Here is a 17,984-nt window from a genome sequence, read left to right on the forward strand (position 1 = left end):
AATAAAAACATCATGTAAAATTGTTACTGTTGTTACACGCTAATCAGCATTAATGTTTTTAAATAATTATCAGCGTCTATCTGCGGTTCATGGATATCCCAATTATAATTAATCCCATATCACAACTACCGCTAGAAGCAACAGAAATTTCTCAATATCTACCTCTATCATCTCAAGGTGCAGAGGTAATTTTAGGTAACATTATTGAACCACAAAAATTAGTGATACCTATAGCACCTAGCCCCACAACGATGTTTGGGCCTCGTGGTGCTTGTTTATTATCAAATGGCCCTTTATGGGTATCAGATACAGGACATCATCGATTATTAGGATGGAAAAAATTACCCACAATAGATAGTCAACCTGCTGATTGGGTAATTGGACAACCTGACTTTTATCATGAAGGACAAAATGCTAAAAATATACCGGGAAGCACAACCTTAAATGTACCAACAGGGATTTGTGCTTGCGCCGAAGGGTTAGCTGTCGCAGATGCTTGGAATCATCGAGTTTTAATTTGGAAAAATTTACCAGAAGATAACAATGTTTCAGCAGATTTAGTCTTAGGACAAGCTAATTTTATTGATAATGAACCAAATCGGGGAAGTCAACAAGCATCTGCCAGTACAATGCACTGGCCTTATGGTGTTTTCTATCATCAAGGGCAGCTATTTATTGCCGATACTGGTAATCGAAGGATATTAATTTGGCATCAATTACCAACAGAAAATGGTCAACCTGCTGATTTAGTTTTGGGACAACCAGATATGGTATCTCGCAATGAAAACGGCGGTGCTTCTCCAACCGCAGCGAGTATGCGTTGGTGTCACGATATCACCCTTTGGGGAGAAAATTTGGTTGTCAGCGATGCAGGTAATCACCGAGTGATGATTTGGCAGGGAATCCCAACAGAAAATAATGCCCCTTGTGCAGTGGTTTTAGGACAAAAAAGCTTTGATTTTGTGGAAATGAATCAAGGAGTTTATTATCCTAGCGCTAGTAGTTTGAGTATGCCTTATGGTGTGGGGGTGGCTGGAGATTGGTTAGTAGTTGCAGATACAGCTAATTCTCGTTTGTTAGGATGGAGAAAGCCAGAATCAATTTTATCACTGCAAGGTGTAGTGGCAGATGGGTTAGCAGGACAAATAAATTTTCAAAGTAAAGGTGAAAATCGTAATTTCGGACTACCTAAACGAGATAGCTTAAATTGGTGTTACGGGATAAAAATTTGCGGTAATACAGCAGTGATAGCTGATTCTGGAAATAACCGAATTTTGCTGTGGCAGTTTAACTATGCCGACTGAAGAAATTAGAGTTCGTGGTACTGTTCAAGGAGTAGGATTTCGCCCTACTGTATATCGTCTGGCTAAAACCTGTGGTTTGCATGGAGATGTTTGTAATGATGGTGAAGGTGTATTAATTCGGGTATCTGGTAGTGAGGAAGCAATAACCAAATTTGTAGCCAAATTGCGAATAGAATGTCCACCGTTGGCAAGAATTAATCAATTAATTAGAACTCCTTATGAAGGTGAATTTAAATTTGATGATTTTGTAATTTCTAGTAGTGTCAATAATGCCATTAAAACAGAAATTACCCCTGATGCCGCCACTTGTCCGCAATGTCAACAAGAAATATTCGACCCTTTTAGTCGCTTTTATCGCTACCCCTTTACTAATTGCACTCATTGCGGCCCCCGCCTGAGTATTATTCGTGCCATTCCTTATGACAGATGCAATACCAGTATGTCTGCGTTTGCTATGTGTTCAGAATGTGGAAAGGAATACCACGATGTCGAAAATCGCCGTTTTCACGCCCAACCTGTAGCGTGTCATGTTTGCGGCCCCGCAGCTTGGTTAGAACGCGCTGATGGTAAATCGGTTACTGCTTCCATGTTTTCGATGTTGGATGATGTCGATGCTGTTTGTACCTTGTTGCAAAAAGGCGAGATTCTGGGAATTAAGGGGTTAGGTGGTATTCATCTAGCTTGCGATGCAACACAGGAAACCGTTGTACAAAAATTGCGTCAGCGAAAAAAGCGCTATCATAAACCCTTTGCTTTAATGGCGCGGGATATTGAGATAATTGAACAATATTGTATTGTCAACACTAAAGAAAAAGAATTATTAACAAGTTCTGCTGCACCAATTGTTTTATTACAAGTTTCGGATAAAAAACAATTAGCATCGTCAGTAGCATCAGGGCAAAATACCCTTGGTTTCATGCTACCTTATACACCGTTGCATCATTTAATTCTGCGGCGGATGAATCGCCCAATTGTTTTAACAAGTGGCAATCTTGCTGATGAACCACAATGTCTTGATAATGACAAAGCAAAGGAAAAATTAGGGAAAATTGCTGATTATTTTCTCTTTCACAATCGAGAAATTATTAATCGGGTAGATGATTCGGTTGTGCGTGTTATTGGTGATAAAGTTCAAACAATTCGCCGTGCCAGAGGATATGCACCAGCATCAATTAGTTTACCACCAGGATTTCACAAAATTCTGCCAATTTTAGCAATGGGGAGTGAGTTAAAAAATACCTTTTGCTTATTGCGTGAAGAAGAAGCAATTCTCTCTCAACATCTAGGAGATTTAGAAAATGCTGCGGCTTTCAACGCTTACCAAGAAAATTTAAATTTATACTTAAATTTATTTGAGCATCAACCAGAAATAATTGCTATTGATAAACACCCTGAATATCTTTCAAGCAAATTTGGTAAATCGCTTGCAGATACAAATAAAATTAAAATTTACCCAGTTCAACATCATCACGCGCACATTGCCGCTTGCATGGTAGAAAATGGGATTCCTTTAGATTCACCTCCAATATTAGGTATTGCTTTAGATGGTTTAGGCTACGGTGACGATGGCACACTTTGGGGTGGAGAATTTCTTTTAGCAGATTACCGAAAATTTCAACGACTCGCAACATTTAAACCAGTAGCAATGATTGGTGGCGAACAAGCTATTTATCAGCCTTGGCGTAATACTTATGCCCAATTAGTAGCTGCTAATCTTTGGGATGATTGCGAACAAAAGTATTCTGACTTAGAAATCGTAAAATTCCTGATAAATAAGCCACTCAAACTACTAAATCAACTTATAGAGAAAAGAATTAACTCTCCTCCAGCGTCTTCCGTGGGGCGATTGTTCGATGCAGTGGCAGCAGCTATCGGTATTTATAGAGATGAATGTAGCTATGAAGGACAAGCTGCGATCGCAATGGAAGCTATAGTAGATGTTAGCAGCTTAAATAATGATAAAGAAACGCTAATCTACCCTTTTAATTTTGGCTTTTTAGATAGTATTTACTGTATAGACCCGCGTCCAATGTGGCAAGCCTTGCTAAATGACTTACAGCAGCAGATTCCCCAAGCAGTTATAGCTGCCAAATTTCACCAAGGTTTAGCCAATGCAATTGTGGAAATGGTTAAGCATCTTAGTCAAGAGAATCTGATTAATCAGGTAGCTTTAACAGGAGGAGTATTTCAAAATTGTATATTGTTAAAGCAAGTTACCAAAAGATTACAAACATTGGGAATAAATGTACTTACTCACAGCTTAGTTCCAGCTAATGACGGCGGCTTATCTTTAGGACAAGCAGTTATTGCAGCCGCACAATTAATACATGAGTGTTGATATTTGAAAAAATTTCTCTCACAAATAATTCTCTTTGTATTCTCTGCGTGTCTATGGTTAATTTCTCTTAAAAAACAAAAAAATGTGCTTAGGAATCCCCGGACAAATTATAGAAATTACCAACGTTAACCATAAATTAGCCCTAGTTAACATTGGTGGTGTTAAGCGCGAAGTAAATATTGCTTGTATCGTAGATGAACAACATCCTCCCGAAGCTTGTATTGGTGATTGGGTGCTAGTACATGTTGGCTTTGCGATGAATCGAATTAACGAACAAGAAGCGGCAGAAACATTACAACTTTTCCAAGAATTAGCAGCAGCACAAACAGGGATTAGTGCGTGAAGAAGGTAGGAGGTTTAAATTTGGATGAGGCTTCTCTAAAAGACTCTGTACAAACGCGGTTCGTTAAAAAACTTCCTACCAAAAAAGCGAAATTAACAGATAGATAAAACTCACTATTCCTTACTCCTATGAAATATGTTGACGAATTCCGCGAACCGGAAAAAGCTAAAGCGTTATACCGCGAAATCGCTAAATTATGCCATCGACTAAAAAAACCCATCAAAATCATGGAAGTATGCGGCGGACATACCCATTCCATTTTTAAATATGGTATCGAAGAAATTTTACCCCAAGCCATTGAACTAATTCATGGGCCTGGTTGTCCAGTATGCGTTATGCCAAAAGGGAGATTAGATGATGCGATCGCAATCTCTCAAAATCATAACGTCATTTTTGCCACCTTTGGCGACGCCATGCGAGTTCCCGGTTCCAAAACCACTTTACTGCAAGCCAGGGCACAAGGTGCAGACATCCGTATGGTGTACTCTCCCCTAGATAGCCTACAAATTGCCAGAGACAACCCCGACAAAGAAGTAGTCTTCTTCGCATTAGGCTTTGAAACCACAGCCCCCAGCACCGCCTTCACCATTCTGCAAGCCGCCGCCGAAGAAATTCCTAACTTTAGTATGTTTTCCAATCACGTCCTCGTGATTCCCGCCCTCAAAGCGCTATTAGATAATCCTGACTTACAACTAGATGGATTTGTTGGCCCTGGCCATGTCAGCATGGTAATTGGCAGTGACCCATACCAATTTATTTCCCAACAATATAATAAGCCGATAGTCGTCTCAGGATTTGAACCCTTAGATATTCTCCAATCAATTTGGATGCTATTGCAACAGATAGTAGAAAATCGTTGTGAAGTCGAAAACCAATATAACCGAATTGTAGAACAAACTGGGAACACAGTAGCCCTGCAAGCCATAAATAAAGTTTTCGCCGTGCGAGATAGTTTTGATTGGCGCGGCTTAGGTGACATACCCTATTCAGGATTACAAATCAAACCTGAATATGCCCAATTTGATGCCGAACTTAAATTTACCATTCCTAATCTTAAAGTAGCCGACCATAAAGCTTGTAAATGTGGAGAAATCCTCAAAGGAGTCTTAAAACCTTGGGAGTGCAAAGTATTCGGTACAGCTTGCACGCCAGAAACACCAATCGGTACTTGCATGGTATCTTCCGAAGGTGCTTGTGCAGCCTATTACAAATATGGGCGACACTCCACAATAGCCAAAAGAACAATCGCCCAAAAACCAAAAATAACTCAAGAACCTCTCCCCGCCTGCGGCTTCTCCTCAGACTTATAATACTCAGCGTACCTCTGCGCTTCCCTCTGCGTTCCTTTGCGTTTAAAAAAAATTTAATATGAATATTTTCCCCACAAACCCAATCCAAAATCCCCTATTCCAAAAAATAGAAAAAGTCCGTCGTCGCCAAACTAAAGTGCAAGACACTCATATAACTCTCGCACATGGCAGCGGTGGTAAAGCCATGCGCGATTTAATAGATGATATTTTTATCAGCAATTTTGATAACCCAATTCTCTCACAACTAGAAGACCAAGCCAGTTTTAATTTAGCCAGTCTCATGCAACAAGGAGACAGACTTGCATTTACAACAGATTCTTATGTTGTAGACCCGTTATTTTTCCCCGGTAGTGACATAGGAGAATTAGCCATCAACGGTACAGTTAATGATTTAGCTGTCAGCGGTGCAAAACCTTTATATCTAACTTGTAGTGTAATTTTAGAAGAAGGATTACCTGTCGAAACCTTGCGCCGTGTCGCAGCCAGTATGAACGCAGCCGCAAAAAATGCTGGTGTTCAAATTGTCACTGGTGACACAAAAGTTGTACATCGTGGTGCTGCCGATAAACTCTTTATTAATACTGCTGGGATTGGTATCATTCCGCGAAGAGTTAACATTTCTGCTCATAATATTAAACCCGGAGATGCAATAATAATTAATGGTGAAATAGGCAATCATGGCACAGCAATTTTAATTGCCCGTGGAGAATTAGCTTTAGAAACTAATATTGAAAGTGATTGTCAGCCGTTACATAGTTTAGTAGAAACTATTCTCCATAGATGTCCCCAAATTCATGCTATGCGAGATGCTACACGCGGTGGTTTAGCTACAGTACTAAATGAATTTGCCCTCACTTCCGATGTGGGAATTCGTCTTTTTGAAGAATCTATCCCAGTGCGTGAAGAAGTCAACGGAGTTTGCGAAATTCTCGGTTTAGACCCATTATATTTAGCTAATGAAGGTAAGTTAGTTGTGGTGGTTCCAAAAAAGAATGCTGAAAATGTTTTATCAGCTATGAAATCCCACCCAGCAGGTAAAGATGCTTGTATGATTGGCGAAGTTATTTCTTCACCCCCATGTATCGTATTACTAAAAACACTTTTTGGTGCTGAAAGGATTGTTGATATGTTAGTAGGCGACCAATTGCCACGAATTTGTTAATCTTTAATAGATTTTATAATATGCACGAACTTGGAATTACCCAAAATATTGTGGCAATTGTGACTGAACACGCCAAAGGCGCAAAAGTGCAGCGAGTTTTATTAGAAATCGGCAAACTTTCAGCCATTATGCCAGATGCTATCCGATTTTGTTTTGATATTTGCACTCAAGGAACAGTTTTGGCAGGGGCAAAATTAGAAATTTTAGAAATCCCCGGTTTAGCAAAATGTCGTCAATGCGGTGCAGAAGTTTATTTAGATAAACCGTTTAGAATCTGTAACTGTGGTAGCGTGCAATTAGATTTAATTACTGGTGAAGAGCTGAAAATTAAAGAAATAGAAATAGAGGAACTATGTGTGTAACCTGCGGTTGTTCTGATGATGGCGAAACTAAAATTACCAATCTAGAAACAGGTGAAGCTGAACATCACCACCATCATCATACTCATACTTTACCCGATGGTACTGTCATCACTCACTCTCACAGTCATGACACTCATATAGAAGCACCTCAAATCCATGCCAAAATACACAACACAACCATATCTTTAGAACAGGATATTTTATCAAAAAATAACCTAATAGCTGCCCAAAATCGGGGATGGTTTAAAGGTCGAAATATTCTCGCCTTAAATTTAATGAGTTCTCCCGGTGCAGGGAAAACAACTCTTTTAACGCAAACAATCAATGATTTAAAGCAGCAATTATCTATTAGTGTTATTGAAGGCGACCAAGAAACAGCTAACGATGCCAAAAAAATTAAAGAAACAGGTTCTAAAGTCATCCAAATCAATACCGGAACAGGCTGTCATTTAGACGCCTCAATGATAGAAAGAGGTTTACAACAATTGAATCCGCCACTGAATTCAGTTGTGATGATTGAAAATGTCGGAAATTTAGTTTGTCCAGCCTTATTTGATTTAGGAGAACAGGCAAAAGTTGTGATTCTCTCTGTCACGGAGGGAGAAGATAAGCCGATAAAATATCCACATATCTTCCGTGCTAGTGACATTATGATTCTCACTAAAATTGATTTGCTACCTTATGTAGATTTTGATGTTCAAAAATGCATAGCTTATGCTAAACAAATAAATCCCAAAATTCAGATTTTTCAGGTTTCTGCAACTACTGGTAGTGGGTTAGAAAAGTGGTATGCGTGGCTTACTAAAAAGGTAACAAGCTTGTCATAGGGTTAGAACTGGCGGTGCGATTGGGGGTGGATATTCGTTGCAAAGAGTGCGACGATCGCGCTACGCCAGTTTTAGTTTTTGGCCTTAACCCAAGTGTATTGTGGTATAAATGGCTAAGTGAAAAAATCACAAGTTTTTTTACCAGTAAATCAATCACAAAGTCGCTGTAGTTCCTCAACTGTATTTAGGGTTTTGATAGCCTGTTGAATCACTTTTAATCGCTGTAAATCTGTAATTTGGTAAATGATTGGCATTAAATCTAAGCCAGGAGTTCCAAATTTAATCTCCAGTGCCAATTCAATACCTGAATATAATTCCTCTCGTCGTCCGCGTGCTTCCCCGCGTGCTTCTCCGCGTGCTTCCCCGCGTGCTTCTCCTTCACGTAAAATTTCTTGATACCAAGGCGACTCACGCAACACAGCCATATCCCACCTCATGATTTCTTGGACTAGGGCACTCTCTATTACAAACGTAGCAAAAAAAGCCAAAACTGTTTCAAGTTGATTTAATTGTTCATCCTGACGCAGAATTTGCAAGGCTTCTCGAATTACAACCTCGTTTTCACCGCCTTTGAGAATGGGTACAAATGGAATTAAGGATGGTAATGGTGTCTCAAAGACAGTATTTACATCAACTTCCCATAAGTTAATCACCCGATAATCTTGAGTTGCTCTTAAACCTGCAACATTTGATGCATAACTTGTAGGTATTTCTGTGTTACTTCCTTTAAGAATGTTGATTAATACCGGATAGGTAGGTAAATTATATTTTTCTTCAGCTAGAGCTGCATAAGCACGCATCCGTCGTGGCATTTCCGGTTTATACCGCAGTTGTAATTCATTGATAACTAGAAATTTTCCATACTGCGGATTTTCGACACGGATCAGTACATCACTTTCTCTACTAAGCCACTGAAATTCTGAGTTGAGAATTTCACCTACAATAACATCAGGAATTTGTGTTACCCATTTTACCCAGTTATCGGGTGCAAGACTGATTAGGCGTTTAGTGCTGATATCAGCAGGTTTGGACATAAGCAAGTAGGTACGTTGAGATAAGCGCTATTGCACTTTTATTTAGACTACCACTGATACCAATTCAAAATTCAAAACTTGTACTGAGCTTGTCGAAGTATTCAAAATTCAAAATTAAGAAAGCCAGACAAAACAAAGGTTTGGGAGTATATATATGTCGCATTATTTTTTCAAAAAGGTATGAGTTTGGAGATTGCGATCGCCTAAATATTTCCGTCTCAAAATATAAAAATGAACCCAAATTACAATAGTTATTTCTACTTTAATAACTAACTGTATCCAATTAAAAAAAATCAATTTTATCTCTCAGAAAATACAACACCCTGCACTTTAAAAGTACAGGGTGTTAGATAGCGGTAAAGATGATTCCCAGTTTCTATTTACCTCAAAGCCAATCTCGATAAGCTGATATTTCATTAACGCTGATTTCAAACGGCGTTCCTTTACCGAATGGCGGATAAACGCGGATTTTACCATTGCTAGCAAACCGCTCTAGCCTATTACCTAACTGGGGAATATTGCTGACAATATGCCAGTAAGATACTAAGTCAGGGCAGTCAATAATTAGTGTGAGGATGGTAGCATTTGTTGTCAGATACCATTGACAATTAGATAACAGTACTCGCGTAATGCGATCGCAAGCTAGAAAAAAGCATCTGCCAGTAGACTGTTCTAGCTCCATTTGCAGCATTCCATCCTCTTTTGTTACCTCAGCGGGAGGTAAATCATCGGGAGGAAGCAAGTATAGTTTAGAAGACATAATTTCGCACCTCTTGGTTGTAGCGCGTCAAACTCTCTAGGTTTTTTTGCAAATCCGCAGACGAGGGTTTGAGTGCTAGCGTACCTAAATTTAATTCGTCCTGAAATTTCTTGATTTTGTCTCGACAAGTCTCCACATCACCGATAATTGAATTCTCAATCAAATAATCTTCATCGAAACAAATATTTGTGCGGTTGAATGGTTTTTGGTTGGGATTCGGATTATTCTGCAATAATTCAGCCGAATTAGCTTTCATTTTCTGGCTAAATTTGCGAACGAAAGGTAACGCTTCACTCACCGCCTCGTCAAATGTTTTGCCAACAAAAAAGAAGCGTGCCAGCACAAAGTTTTCCGCACCACTAGAATTTAAGGCTCGATATTTGCTAACAGTATCCTTCAATCTCTCTAGAGAAAATGGCGGCCCACCCATCAAGCTGAAGGAATGTTTAGCAGCAAGCTCAATACCATCATCACCACCAGTGGCAACATACACTGGTATTTGACTTTGCAATGGTTTCGGGTAAATCGTTAAGCGATCGCATTGATAATATCGCCCATTAAATGATACATCAGTTTCATATAAGAGCTTTTGAACTAGTGCGATCGCCTCTAGCATCTTGGGACGAGATTCACTTGGGAGGGTCGCAAAATGCTTGTTTTGTTGAGGAAATGGGCCGCCTTTGGCAACTCCAAATAATAATCGTCCATTGCATAGGTTATCCAAAGTGGCAATATCTTCCGCCACCCGAATCGGGTTATGGAATGGCAGCAACACCGCCGCAGTGCCTAATTGAATAGTTGATGTCAATCCCGCCAAATGTGCCATTAACACCAACATGGACGGGCTAAGATTAGATTCACTAAAATGGTGTTCGCTCACCCACGCTTCCTCAAAACCTAAGCTTTCTGCCTGTTTTACCAGTGCAACTTGCTCAAAGATGGCACGACGAGCATCTTGGTGAAAATTATCGTAATTGCAGAAAATTCCAGTTTTCATTACTTGCGTTGATACTTTGTATTCACCGTAGGTGCTGGTTATTCTAGTGGTCGATAGGTTTGTAGTAAGCACAAAGCGTGCTTAAATATTTGAGGAATAAAGTCCTCTCTACAAAAGAATTTACCCCTCTCAATTAATGCGATGAATCACTAAGTTGCAACCCACTGCAACTCCAACCATAAACGTGGGTTGTTCTCTTTGACCTTCGACATCGGATCGCGCAACAATCGCTTGGCATTCATACAGACAACCTGGATTAAACCCATGTTGTCTGCTACTTCTCTGAGTATTTCTTTTTGAGCTTGCACACAGGAAATCATTTCATCAGAGCAATAAATTCCTATATATTGCAAACGTCTAGCAGGTCGTCCCCAAAAACAGGTAATGACTTTCACATAACACCCATCCAGCAATTCTCCAACTTGCGGGTAGTAATGGTTGACGACTCTTGTGAATTCTTTGGCTAAGATATCTTCAGCAATCATTGGAACTGATATTTCTGTAGCGTCCATCACGCTATTTAATATAACATAATTTTATCAATTAAATATGACAAAATAGTTGATTAAGCTTAAATAAAACCTTAAATATTAATTATATAAAAAAAGAGGTGTACCTCATTTGGTCTCACCTCAGATTTGCGTAAAGCATCTTTATATTCAAGAAAATATCAAAGCATTAGTAATACCTTTACGAATAGAATGATGCCTCCGGCACGCCAAAGGCGAACGCAGCTATACAGACAAAACCTACCTGCGGGAATTTCAAATTTATTAATTCCGCGCAAATGGACGAAAGTTTATCTAGCCACAATTCCTATTTTCAGAGATATTTACTCTGATAGCAAAAATTATGAATTCAAATAGAATGCATTTAACTAGCATCTCTCAATATTGAATTCTCATTTTTGAATTGTTAATTATTATTAGCGAGCATTGCGTTCACAAACTAAGACCTCTGCTATGATTTCTGGCACATTTATAAAGTCCGTAAATCCTTCAGAACCCCGGATTGGTGAAATAAATGTATAGTTTGGATCGCACACTCCAGTGTCATATACTTGAATAAACCACCGATCGGGAAATCCTTCTATACCTAGTTCCACAGTGTACCAACTCTCGCCAATCAGACGAGAGTTAAAGATTGTAAACCACTCTCTGTTTTCTTCTGAAATATTCCAGTCTGCCATGAGCAGTTCTAAAGCTATTTGTCCCGCATCCGTTGAAGTCAACAGCATTTTTACTCCTTATTTGCAACTTCAGTATTTGCAACTTCAGTACTGGGAACTTCTGGGTATAAACCTAATTCTTTCGCTAGCTCACGTGCCACAAAAAATAAAAATTGGGCACCATCTTGATTGCCTTCATGAGCAAACATAGTAGCTACTTGTAACATTGTTTCTACTAAACCGGAATCAATCAATTCGGGTTTAGCTTCCAAAATTTCTGGTTCTTGACCATTCGGACATCTAAGTAACTCATCAATCAGATTAAAATACAAGCTTTGGCGTTGTTCTTGATCTGTCATGGTAATTTTCTTGATTTTAGTAAATTGTGAATAAGTTACTGTTCGATACTTTGGCGCCACAGCCTTTCCAACATTTCAACTTGTTCTTTTAAAACAGCAGCACGATGAACCAGATATCTGTCGTAAAAGAGAATCCCTAACCCAACACAAATTGGGGTTAACAAGAAGAACCATTGCAGGATAGTGGCAAATTTATATTGTTCAGCAACAGTTAGCATTTGATGAACCACATTACGATCGAAGGATTGAATGCTAGTCTGAGGGGAATGTGTACCCTCTATCTGGGGAGCCAAGATGGGAGCATTTGTAGTTGTGTTGTTAACTTCGTAAGCTAAATTCTGAGATTTTACTAACTCCAGATGTCGCTCCCAAATTATGCCAAATACTACTAGTCCTGGTGAAAGCATTGCTAAGGTAACGACGCAAACTGTAAGAACATTTAAAAGTTTGGCTTTCATCTTGGCTCTCCCTTGCTAGGTAATATGCACCCAGTAAGAAAATATCTTTTGCTGTTTATCTAAAGTAGTTATATAATTTCTACCTCTCAAACAGTTTTGATATTAAAATATGTGTAATCGGTAATTTTTACAATCATTAGTTACCAGTTATTTTTCTCGTCACTACTGACTACTGACTAATAAAAAGTTACCACCCTTTTCACAAAACATAGGATTATTCAGTCAGAAAGAACGCACTTAATTCGGGAATCTGGTTTCATCCTACTCTCAAAAGGGAGATTAAGAAGTCCCCCCTAGTTCACTAAGCTTTCGCTCAGGAATGTTGGGGGGTAGAGGGGAATCTCTGCGTAAATCCTATACGATTTATATCAGCCGCTCTCCACCAAACAGTTTACCCCAGCCCTGTTAAGATTATTAAATTCATTAGAATAGTACTCAAAGCCTGTAATCCACACCTGATAAGTCTTATAAAAATTCATTGGGGTATGGGTGCTAGTGTTTTTTGGATGTGGTTCTAGTATTTTTGAGGTGGAGTTCTGGCGTTTTTGCACTCAACCTCAAAGCAATATAGGCAATGGTTAAAGGCTGTTTTAGATGCAATTTTTAATTGAAAAAATCTGCACTCAAAAGAAAACATCAATGTCTCTCGATCAAGATAGACTAATAAATTAAACAAAGCAATTAAATATTTTGAAAGTAAATTAAACTTTCAGAATAAGTAGAAAATAATGGGAAAATATTCATATATACAGAATTATAAAAATTGAATCTCAACCCCAGGACAATAGTCAGCAATTCCAAATGGTAAACTAGAAGAATGGTAAGCAATACTTTTCGGATAAGCCTAATAATCTCTCTTTTGGTCTGGGGAAAGGTTAAAGGCAAAGGGGAAAAGGTAAATTCAAACCCTTTCCCTTTCCCCTTTCCCCCTTAACCGAAAAGTATTGGAATGGTAAGCTAGCCTCTTCTAAAGTGAGAATCAATGGGAATATCTCATAAAAGTTCTTCCTAAACTTTCATATTTTGTGGTTTAGTTAGAATACATAGTATATGCACTCATTGAAATTAAACGACAAAATAAATACATCAAAGCTTATTGTTACAAGTAAATACTCTGTACTTAAGATTTAGGATTTTAGGGGTTAAAGAATGCGAATTGCTCAAGACGTAACAGAACTGATTGGACGAACTCCTTTAGTTCAACTGAACAAGATTCCTCAAGCTGAGGGAGTAGTAGCAAGGATAGTTGTTAAATTAGAAGGGATGAACCCAGCGGCTTCGGTGAAAGACCGCATTGGGTTAAGTATGGTACTCTCGGCGGAAGCCGCTGGCTCAATTTCCCCTGGAAAGACCATTTTAGTTGAGCCTACTTCTGGTAATACAGGTATTGCTCTAGCAATGGTAGCAGCAGCGCGTGGCTACCGTTTAATTTTGACCATGCCTGAGACTATGAGCCAAGAACGGCGCGCTATGCTCAGGGCTTATGGTGCTTCTTTGGAGTTGACACCAGGAACTGAGGGTATGCGGGGAGCAATTCGCAAAGCCGAAGAAATTGTGGCTAATACTCCTGATGCTTTTATGTTGCAACAATTCCGCAACCCTGCTAATCCCAAAGTTCACCAGGAAACCACCGCTGAAGAAATTTGGACAGATACAGACGGGGAAGTAGATATCGTCATTGCTGGGGTAGGTACCGGTGGGACGATTACTGGGATTGCAGAAGTACTCAAACAGCGCAAGAAGACTTTTAAAGCGATCGCAGTTGAACCCAGCAATAGCCCAGTCCTCTCTGGTGGTGAAGCCGGGCCACATAAAATTCAAGGTATTGGCGCTGGATTTATCCCCGATGTTCTCCGCTTGGAATTGGTTGATGAAGTAATTAGAGTTAGTGACGAACAAGCGATCGCATTCGGGCGACGTTTGGCAAAAGAAGAAGGCTTATTATCTGGGATATCCTCTGGTGCAGCTTTGTGTGCTGCAATTCAAGTCGGTAAACGAAAAGAAAATGCCGGACGTTTAATTGTGATGATTCAGCCTTCCTTTGGCGAACGTTACCTCAGCACACCGATGTTTCAAGATTTGTCTTTAGAAACTGCTGGCGTGCGTTAAGCAAATAGAGGGATAAGAGAGCAACGAATCATCTCTGTCCTTCTCATTTGGCTCTTATATAAATTAATACAACTTACTTTTTGAGGTGCGATCGCATCCCGTATTACGTTATTAGTGCTTCTAACTCTTTGAAACTCCTACAGCTGCGTAAATATTGCTACGCTCATTCCCCCTAAAAGACGTGGGATTCTTATGCGGAACTTGCTTATGTTGGCTTGCCCTCTGTTACAGGTTTATAGTTCCTACCTACCCAATTATAGATGTAGTGCTTCTGGGTTGAGTGCAATACAGACCTAACAAACAGTCCTTACCCTGACAAAAAGATTTATTTTCTCGAAACTCTTGCTGTCTGGGTGGGTAAAGATTAACATATCTGTGGGCAGAAGCAATATCTCGTGAAATCAACCATAACAATAGTGAAAACCTTGCGCTGTCTATTTTGAATCTTGTTTAGCACCAGTTAACCTTATCTGCATATAGTGACTTAAGACCATTACCTGCTAGGTTATAAATCAAGCACAGACTATACTATAGAAAATTTAGTCAAAATTCTTTACAGCTTTAAAATCAGAGGTATCAATGATTATAACTAATTTTAGCAAACAAAGAAATGAATTTAAGGAATCTAAAGTACTCAAAGCGAAACCACATTGGCAAGGGCAAAATTTGAGCGATACTGCTGTCAAAGGTAAAGATACCAAGATGCGAGATCCTGCACCTGATAGTTCGATTTTGAATAACTTAAATCGCGGTCGAGTTGCTATTTTTATTGATGGCTTAAGCCTGTTCCATACAGCCTTACAACTCGGCATAGAAATTGACTACGTTAAATTGCTTTGTCATTTAACCAGTGGTTCCAGACTGTTGCGTGCTTTTTTCTATACTGGAGTTGATATCAGTAATGAAAAGCAGCAGGGTTTTCTCTTGTGGATGCGTCGCAATGGCTATCGCGTAGTGGCAAAGGAACTCGTTGTACCAACAGAGAATTTCAAAAAATCAAATCTGAACGTAGAAATTGCTGTAGATATGATAACTTTAGCTCCTTATTATGATACAGCGGTTTTAGTCAGTGGCGATGGAGATTTAGCTTATGCTGTGAACGCTGTCAGCAGAATGGGAGTTCGGGTGGAAGTAGTCAGTCTGCAAACAACCACTAGTGAAAGTTTGATTGATGTTGCTGACTGCTTCATTGACCTCGATAGTATTAAAACACACATTCAAAAAGATTCTAATCTTGGTTATAGTTATCGCACCACAACAAATTCAAATCTCTAGGTAATAGAGGGGGGAGACAAGGGAGACAAGGAAGAGGGGGTAGACAAGGAGAAAAGTCCGATCGGAGGTTTTCGGCCATCAGAACTTCAAACAGAAAGATTGCTACCTTGTCTACCTTGTCACCCTTGTCTACTCTATCCCCCTTCCCTTGTACCCCTTATCCCTCTCATCTCCCACTCCTCGCATCTTTTTAAATCTGCGTATTTTCGGATGGATATTTTAATAGTTGAAGATGAACCAGAAATTGCTCGTTTAATCGAACTCTCTTTAGAAAAAGAAGGATTTTTTTGTCGCACTAGCCGCGATGGCATGAATGCTTTGCGGATGTTTCAAGAGCAACCACCGGATTTAATCATTCTAGATTTAATGATTCCTGGTTTGGATGGGTTGGAAGTTTGTGCCCGAATTCGCCAGAAACCAGGTGCGAAAGATCCTTACATTTTAATGCTTACTGCTAAGGGTGAAGAAATCGATCGCGTCATTGGTCTGTCTACTGGTGCTGATGATTATATGGTCAAACCCTTCAGCCCTAGAGAGTTAATAGCTAGGGTGCGGGCATTATTACGGCGTAGCCTCCGCCAAGGGGGACAACATCAAGTCAATCGTACCCAACACTTTATTGTCGATGTAGACCAGCGCACTGCCAGTCGCCAGATGAATTCCAAAGAACCTGAGATTTTGGACTTAACTACCCTAGAATTTAACTTGCTAACCACCTTTGTCAGTAATCCTGGTCGAGTTTGGAACCGTACCCAACTAATTGATAAACTTTGGGGAGATAATTTTTTTGGCGATGAACGAGTGGTAGATACTCATGTAGCTCGGTTGCGAAAAAAGATTGAACCCGATCCGGCAAATCCCACTTTTATTAAAACTGTTGTTGGGGTTGGCTATAAATTTGAAGATCCTCTGGTGGCGTAAATGTTATGAAGATGGGGCTGAGAGGGCGGCTATTTTTCTCCCACTTAGTAGTAATGATCGTGGGGGTAGCTAGTCTGGTGAGCATCAGCAAAATCTCTTCCCCACGCTTATTTGTCTTGCATTTGGAAGGATTAGAAAATCAGGGGTTCGACTTAATCGATGTCCGTGCTGAATTGGTGACAGGATTTGAACTTGCTTGGCAGCGCAGCACTCTTTGGTCAGTCTTAGTGGGTACTACCGCCGCCGGAGGATTGAGTTACTGGGTGTCGAGACGAATTATGCAGCGATTGACCGAGATGGAACAAATCACCCAAAAATTTGCTGCTGGTCAGATGGATGCACGACTACCTGTATCTGACATTCCAGAACTTAGTGGATTGAGCAGTAGTTTCAACCACATGGCTGCCAGTTTAGAAGGCGTAGAAGCGCGGCGGCGAGAAGTGATCGGAGATATGACCCATGAATTACGAACACCATTAACTGTAGTGCGCGGTTATTTGGAAGAACTGGCTGATGGGGAAATTGAAGCGTCTCCTGAAATCTATCGGCGTTTAGCTAAAGAAACTCGACGCTTAGAGCGGTTGGTGAACGATTTACAAGAACTATCCAAAGCAGAAGCCGGTTATCTACCAATTAATATCCAACGGGTAAATTTGCGTCCATTGTTAGAGTCATTAGTGGAAAAATTTTCCGACCAACTATTGGAAGATGGGCCAGTTATGCTCTTGCAATGTCCATCTGTGCTACCTCCTGTATTAGCAGATATTGACCGCACGGAACAGGTATTGGTTAATCTGCTAGGTAATGCAGTTCGTTACACTAACGAAGGTTCAATTACCATTACTGTTGGGACTGAAGCTTCTCAACTCTCGATTGCGGTTAGTGATACAGGCATTGGTATCGCTCCAGAAAATTTGCCTCATGTGTTTGAGCGCTTCTGGCGAGCCGATCAATCGCGCGATCGCCATTCGGGAGGTACTGGTATTGGTTTAACTATTTCCCGCCGTTTGATTGAATTACAAGGCGGTCAAATTCAGGTAGAAAGCGAATTAGGAGTTGGCAGTACGTTTCGCTTTTTTCTGCCTTTGGCTTGAGTTGAGCCATAAAACCTTGAGATCCGAGGGATTGACACAAGGTAGTCATGGCTGTGTCATACCCAATTGCTAATTTGAAAGTATCCAAAATTCTAGCTTGTTGATGAATGCCAGGATTTTAGAAACGCATAGAGTGTAACATTATGTCTACTTTTATTTTGGC

At 39.9% G+C, this 17,984-nt stretch carries 18 protein-coding genes; 11 read left to right on the forward strand and 7 right to left on the reverse strand.

Translation table 11 applies throughout. From position 1 onward, the window contains the following. The first annotated feature begins 89 nt into the window (after positions 1-89). The 7 genes from NSTC731_RS08180 (at position 90) to hypB (ending at position 7,646) form a co-directional block, all read left to right on the forward strand. A complete protein-coding gene (locus NSTC731_RS08180) occupies positions 90-1,304 on the forward strand; it encodes a hypothetical protein (RefSeq protein ID WP_445630371.1) in 1,215 nt (404 codons plus the stop codon). After that, positions 1,294-3,642, forward strand: coding sequence for a carbamoyltransferase HypF (gene hypF / locus NSTC731_RS08185; protein WP_445630372.1), 2,349 nt, complete (start codon positions 1,294-1,296; stop codon positions 3,640-3,642). Before NSTC731_RS08180 ends, hypF begins: the two co-directional genes overlap by 11 nt. 82 nt (positions 3,643-3,724) lie before the next feature. Continuing rightward, complete coding sequence (locus NSTC731_RS08190; protein ID WP_445630373.1) at positions 3,725-3,985, forward strand: HypC/HybG/HupF family hydrogenase formation chaperone; 261 nt, start codon at positions 3,725-3,727, stop codon at positions 3,983-3,985. Between the two features lie 128 nt (positions 3,986-4,113). Next, positions 4,114-5,295, forward strand: coding sequence for a hydrogenase formation protein HypD (gene hypD, locus NSTC731_RS08195; protein ID WP_445630374.1), 1,182 nt, complete (start codon positions 4,114-4,116; stop codon positions 5,293-5,295). A 58-nt stretch (positions 5,296-5,353) separates the two neighbouring features. Continuing rightward, positions 5,354-6,457 (forward strand): hydrogenase expression/formation protein HypE, encoded by a 1,104-nt coding sequence (gene hypE, locus NSTC731_RS08200; RefSeq protein WP_445630375.1) that lies wholly within the window; start codon positions 5,354-5,356, stop codon positions 6,455-6,457. A gap of 20 nt (positions 6,458-6,477) precedes the next feature. Further along, positions 6,478-6,819: a hydrogenase maturation nickel metallochaperone HypA gene (gene hypA, locus NSTC731_RS08205; RefSeq protein ID WP_445630376.1), complete on the forward strand. Its 342-nt coding sequence runs from the start codon at positions 6,478-6,480 to the stop codon at positions 6,817-6,819. Further along, the gene (gene hypB / locus NSTC731_RS08210; protein ID WP_445630377.1) at positions 6,810-7,646 is read left to right on the forward strand and encodes a hydrogenase nickel incorporation protein HypB; all 837 of its coding nucleotides are present in this window, start codon (positions 6,810-6,812) and stop codon (positions 7,644-7,646) included. Before hypA ends, hypB begins: the two co-directional genes overlap by 10 nt. A 149-nt stretch (positions 7,647-7,795) precedes the next feature. Here hypB and NSTC731_RS08215 read toward each other — a convergent pair whose 3' ends face one another. From NSTC731_RS08215 to NSTC731_RS08245, 7 genes are all read right to left on the reverse strand, one after another. Then, on the reverse strand, positions 7,796-8,680 hold the full coding sequence (locus NSTC731_RS08215) for an Rpn family recombination-promoting nuclease/putative transposase (RefSeq protein ID WP_445630378.1): 885 nt from the start codon (positions 8,678-8,680) through the stop codon (positions 7,796-7,798). A 385-nt stretch (positions 8,681-9,065) separates the two neighbouring features. Continuing rightward, positions 9,066-9,440: a hypothetical protein gene (locus NSTC731_RS08220; RefSeq protein WP_445630379.1), complete on the reverse strand. Its 375-nt coding sequence runs from the start codon at positions 9,438-9,440 to the stop codon at positions 9,066-9,068. Continuing rightward, positions 9,430-10,437, reverse strand: coding sequence for an LLM class flavin-dependent oxidoreductase (locus NSTC731_RS08225; protein WP_445632045.1), 1,008 nt, complete (start codon positions 10,435-10,437; stop codon positions 9,430-9,432). The genes NSTC731_RS08220 and NSTC731_RS08225 overlap by 11 nt, the downstream gene beginning before the upstream one ends. 149 nt (positions 10,438-10,586) lie before the next feature. Beyond that, positions 10,587-10,949, reverse strand: coding sequence for a hypothetical protein (locus tag NSTC731_RS08230; protein ID WP_069068421.1), 363 nt, complete (start codon positions 10,947-10,949; stop codon positions 10,587-10,589). A 413-nt stretch (positions 10,950-11,362) separates the two neighbouring features. Continuing rightward, complete coding sequence (locus tag NSTC731_RS08235; RefSeq protein ID WP_445630380.1) at positions 11,363-11,674, reverse strand: hypothetical protein; 312 nt, start codon at positions 11,672-11,674, stop codon at positions 11,363-11,365. A 2-nt stretch (positions 11,675-11,676) separates the two neighbouring features. Beyond that, positions 11,677-11,964, reverse strand: coding sequence for a hypothetical protein (locus NSTC731_RS08240; RefSeq protein WP_445630381.1), 288 nt, complete (start codon positions 11,962-11,964; stop codon positions 11,677-11,679). 35 nt (positions 11,965-11,999) lie between these two features. Further along, the gene (locus NSTC731_RS08245) at positions 12,000-12,422 is read right to left on the reverse strand and encodes a hypothetical protein (protein ID WP_445630382.1); all 423 of its coding nucleotides are present in this window, start codon (positions 12,420-12,422) and stop codon (positions 12,000-12,002) included. Between the two features lie 1,149 nt (positions 12,423-13,571). Here NSTC731_RS08245 and cysK point away from each other — a divergent pair. The 4 genes from cysK to NSTC731_RS08265 all read left to right on the forward strand — a co-directional run bounded on the left by cysK (position 13,572) and on the right by NSTC731_RS08265 (position 17,821). Next, complete coding sequence (gene cysK / locus NSTC731_RS08250) at positions 13,572-14,531, forward strand: cysteine synthase A (protein WP_445630383.1); 960 nt, start codon at positions 13,572-13,574, stop codon at positions 14,529-14,531. Between the two features lie 579 nt (positions 14,532-15,110). After that, complete coding sequence (locus tag NSTC731_RS08255) at positions 15,111-15,806, forward strand: LabA-like NYN domain-containing protein (protein ID WP_445630384.1); 696 nt, start codon at positions 15,111-15,113, stop codon at positions 15,804-15,806. A 210-nt stretch (positions 15,807-16,016) separates the two neighbouring features. Continuing rightward, a complete protein-coding gene (locus NSTC731_RS08260) occupies positions 16,017-16,727 on the forward strand; it encodes a response regulator transcription factor (RefSeq protein ID WP_445630385.1) in 711 nt (236 codons plus the stop codon). Between the two features lie 5 nt (positions 16,728-16,732). Next, a complete protein-coding gene (locus tag NSTC731_RS08265) occupies positions 16,733-17,821 on the forward strand; it encodes a sensor histidine kinase (protein ID WP_445630386.1) in 1,089 nt (362 codons plus the stop codon). The last annotated feature ends 163 nt before the right edge of the window (positions 17,822-17,984 follow it).

It is taken from the genome of Nostoc sp. DSM 114167 (genome assembly GCF_052692655.1).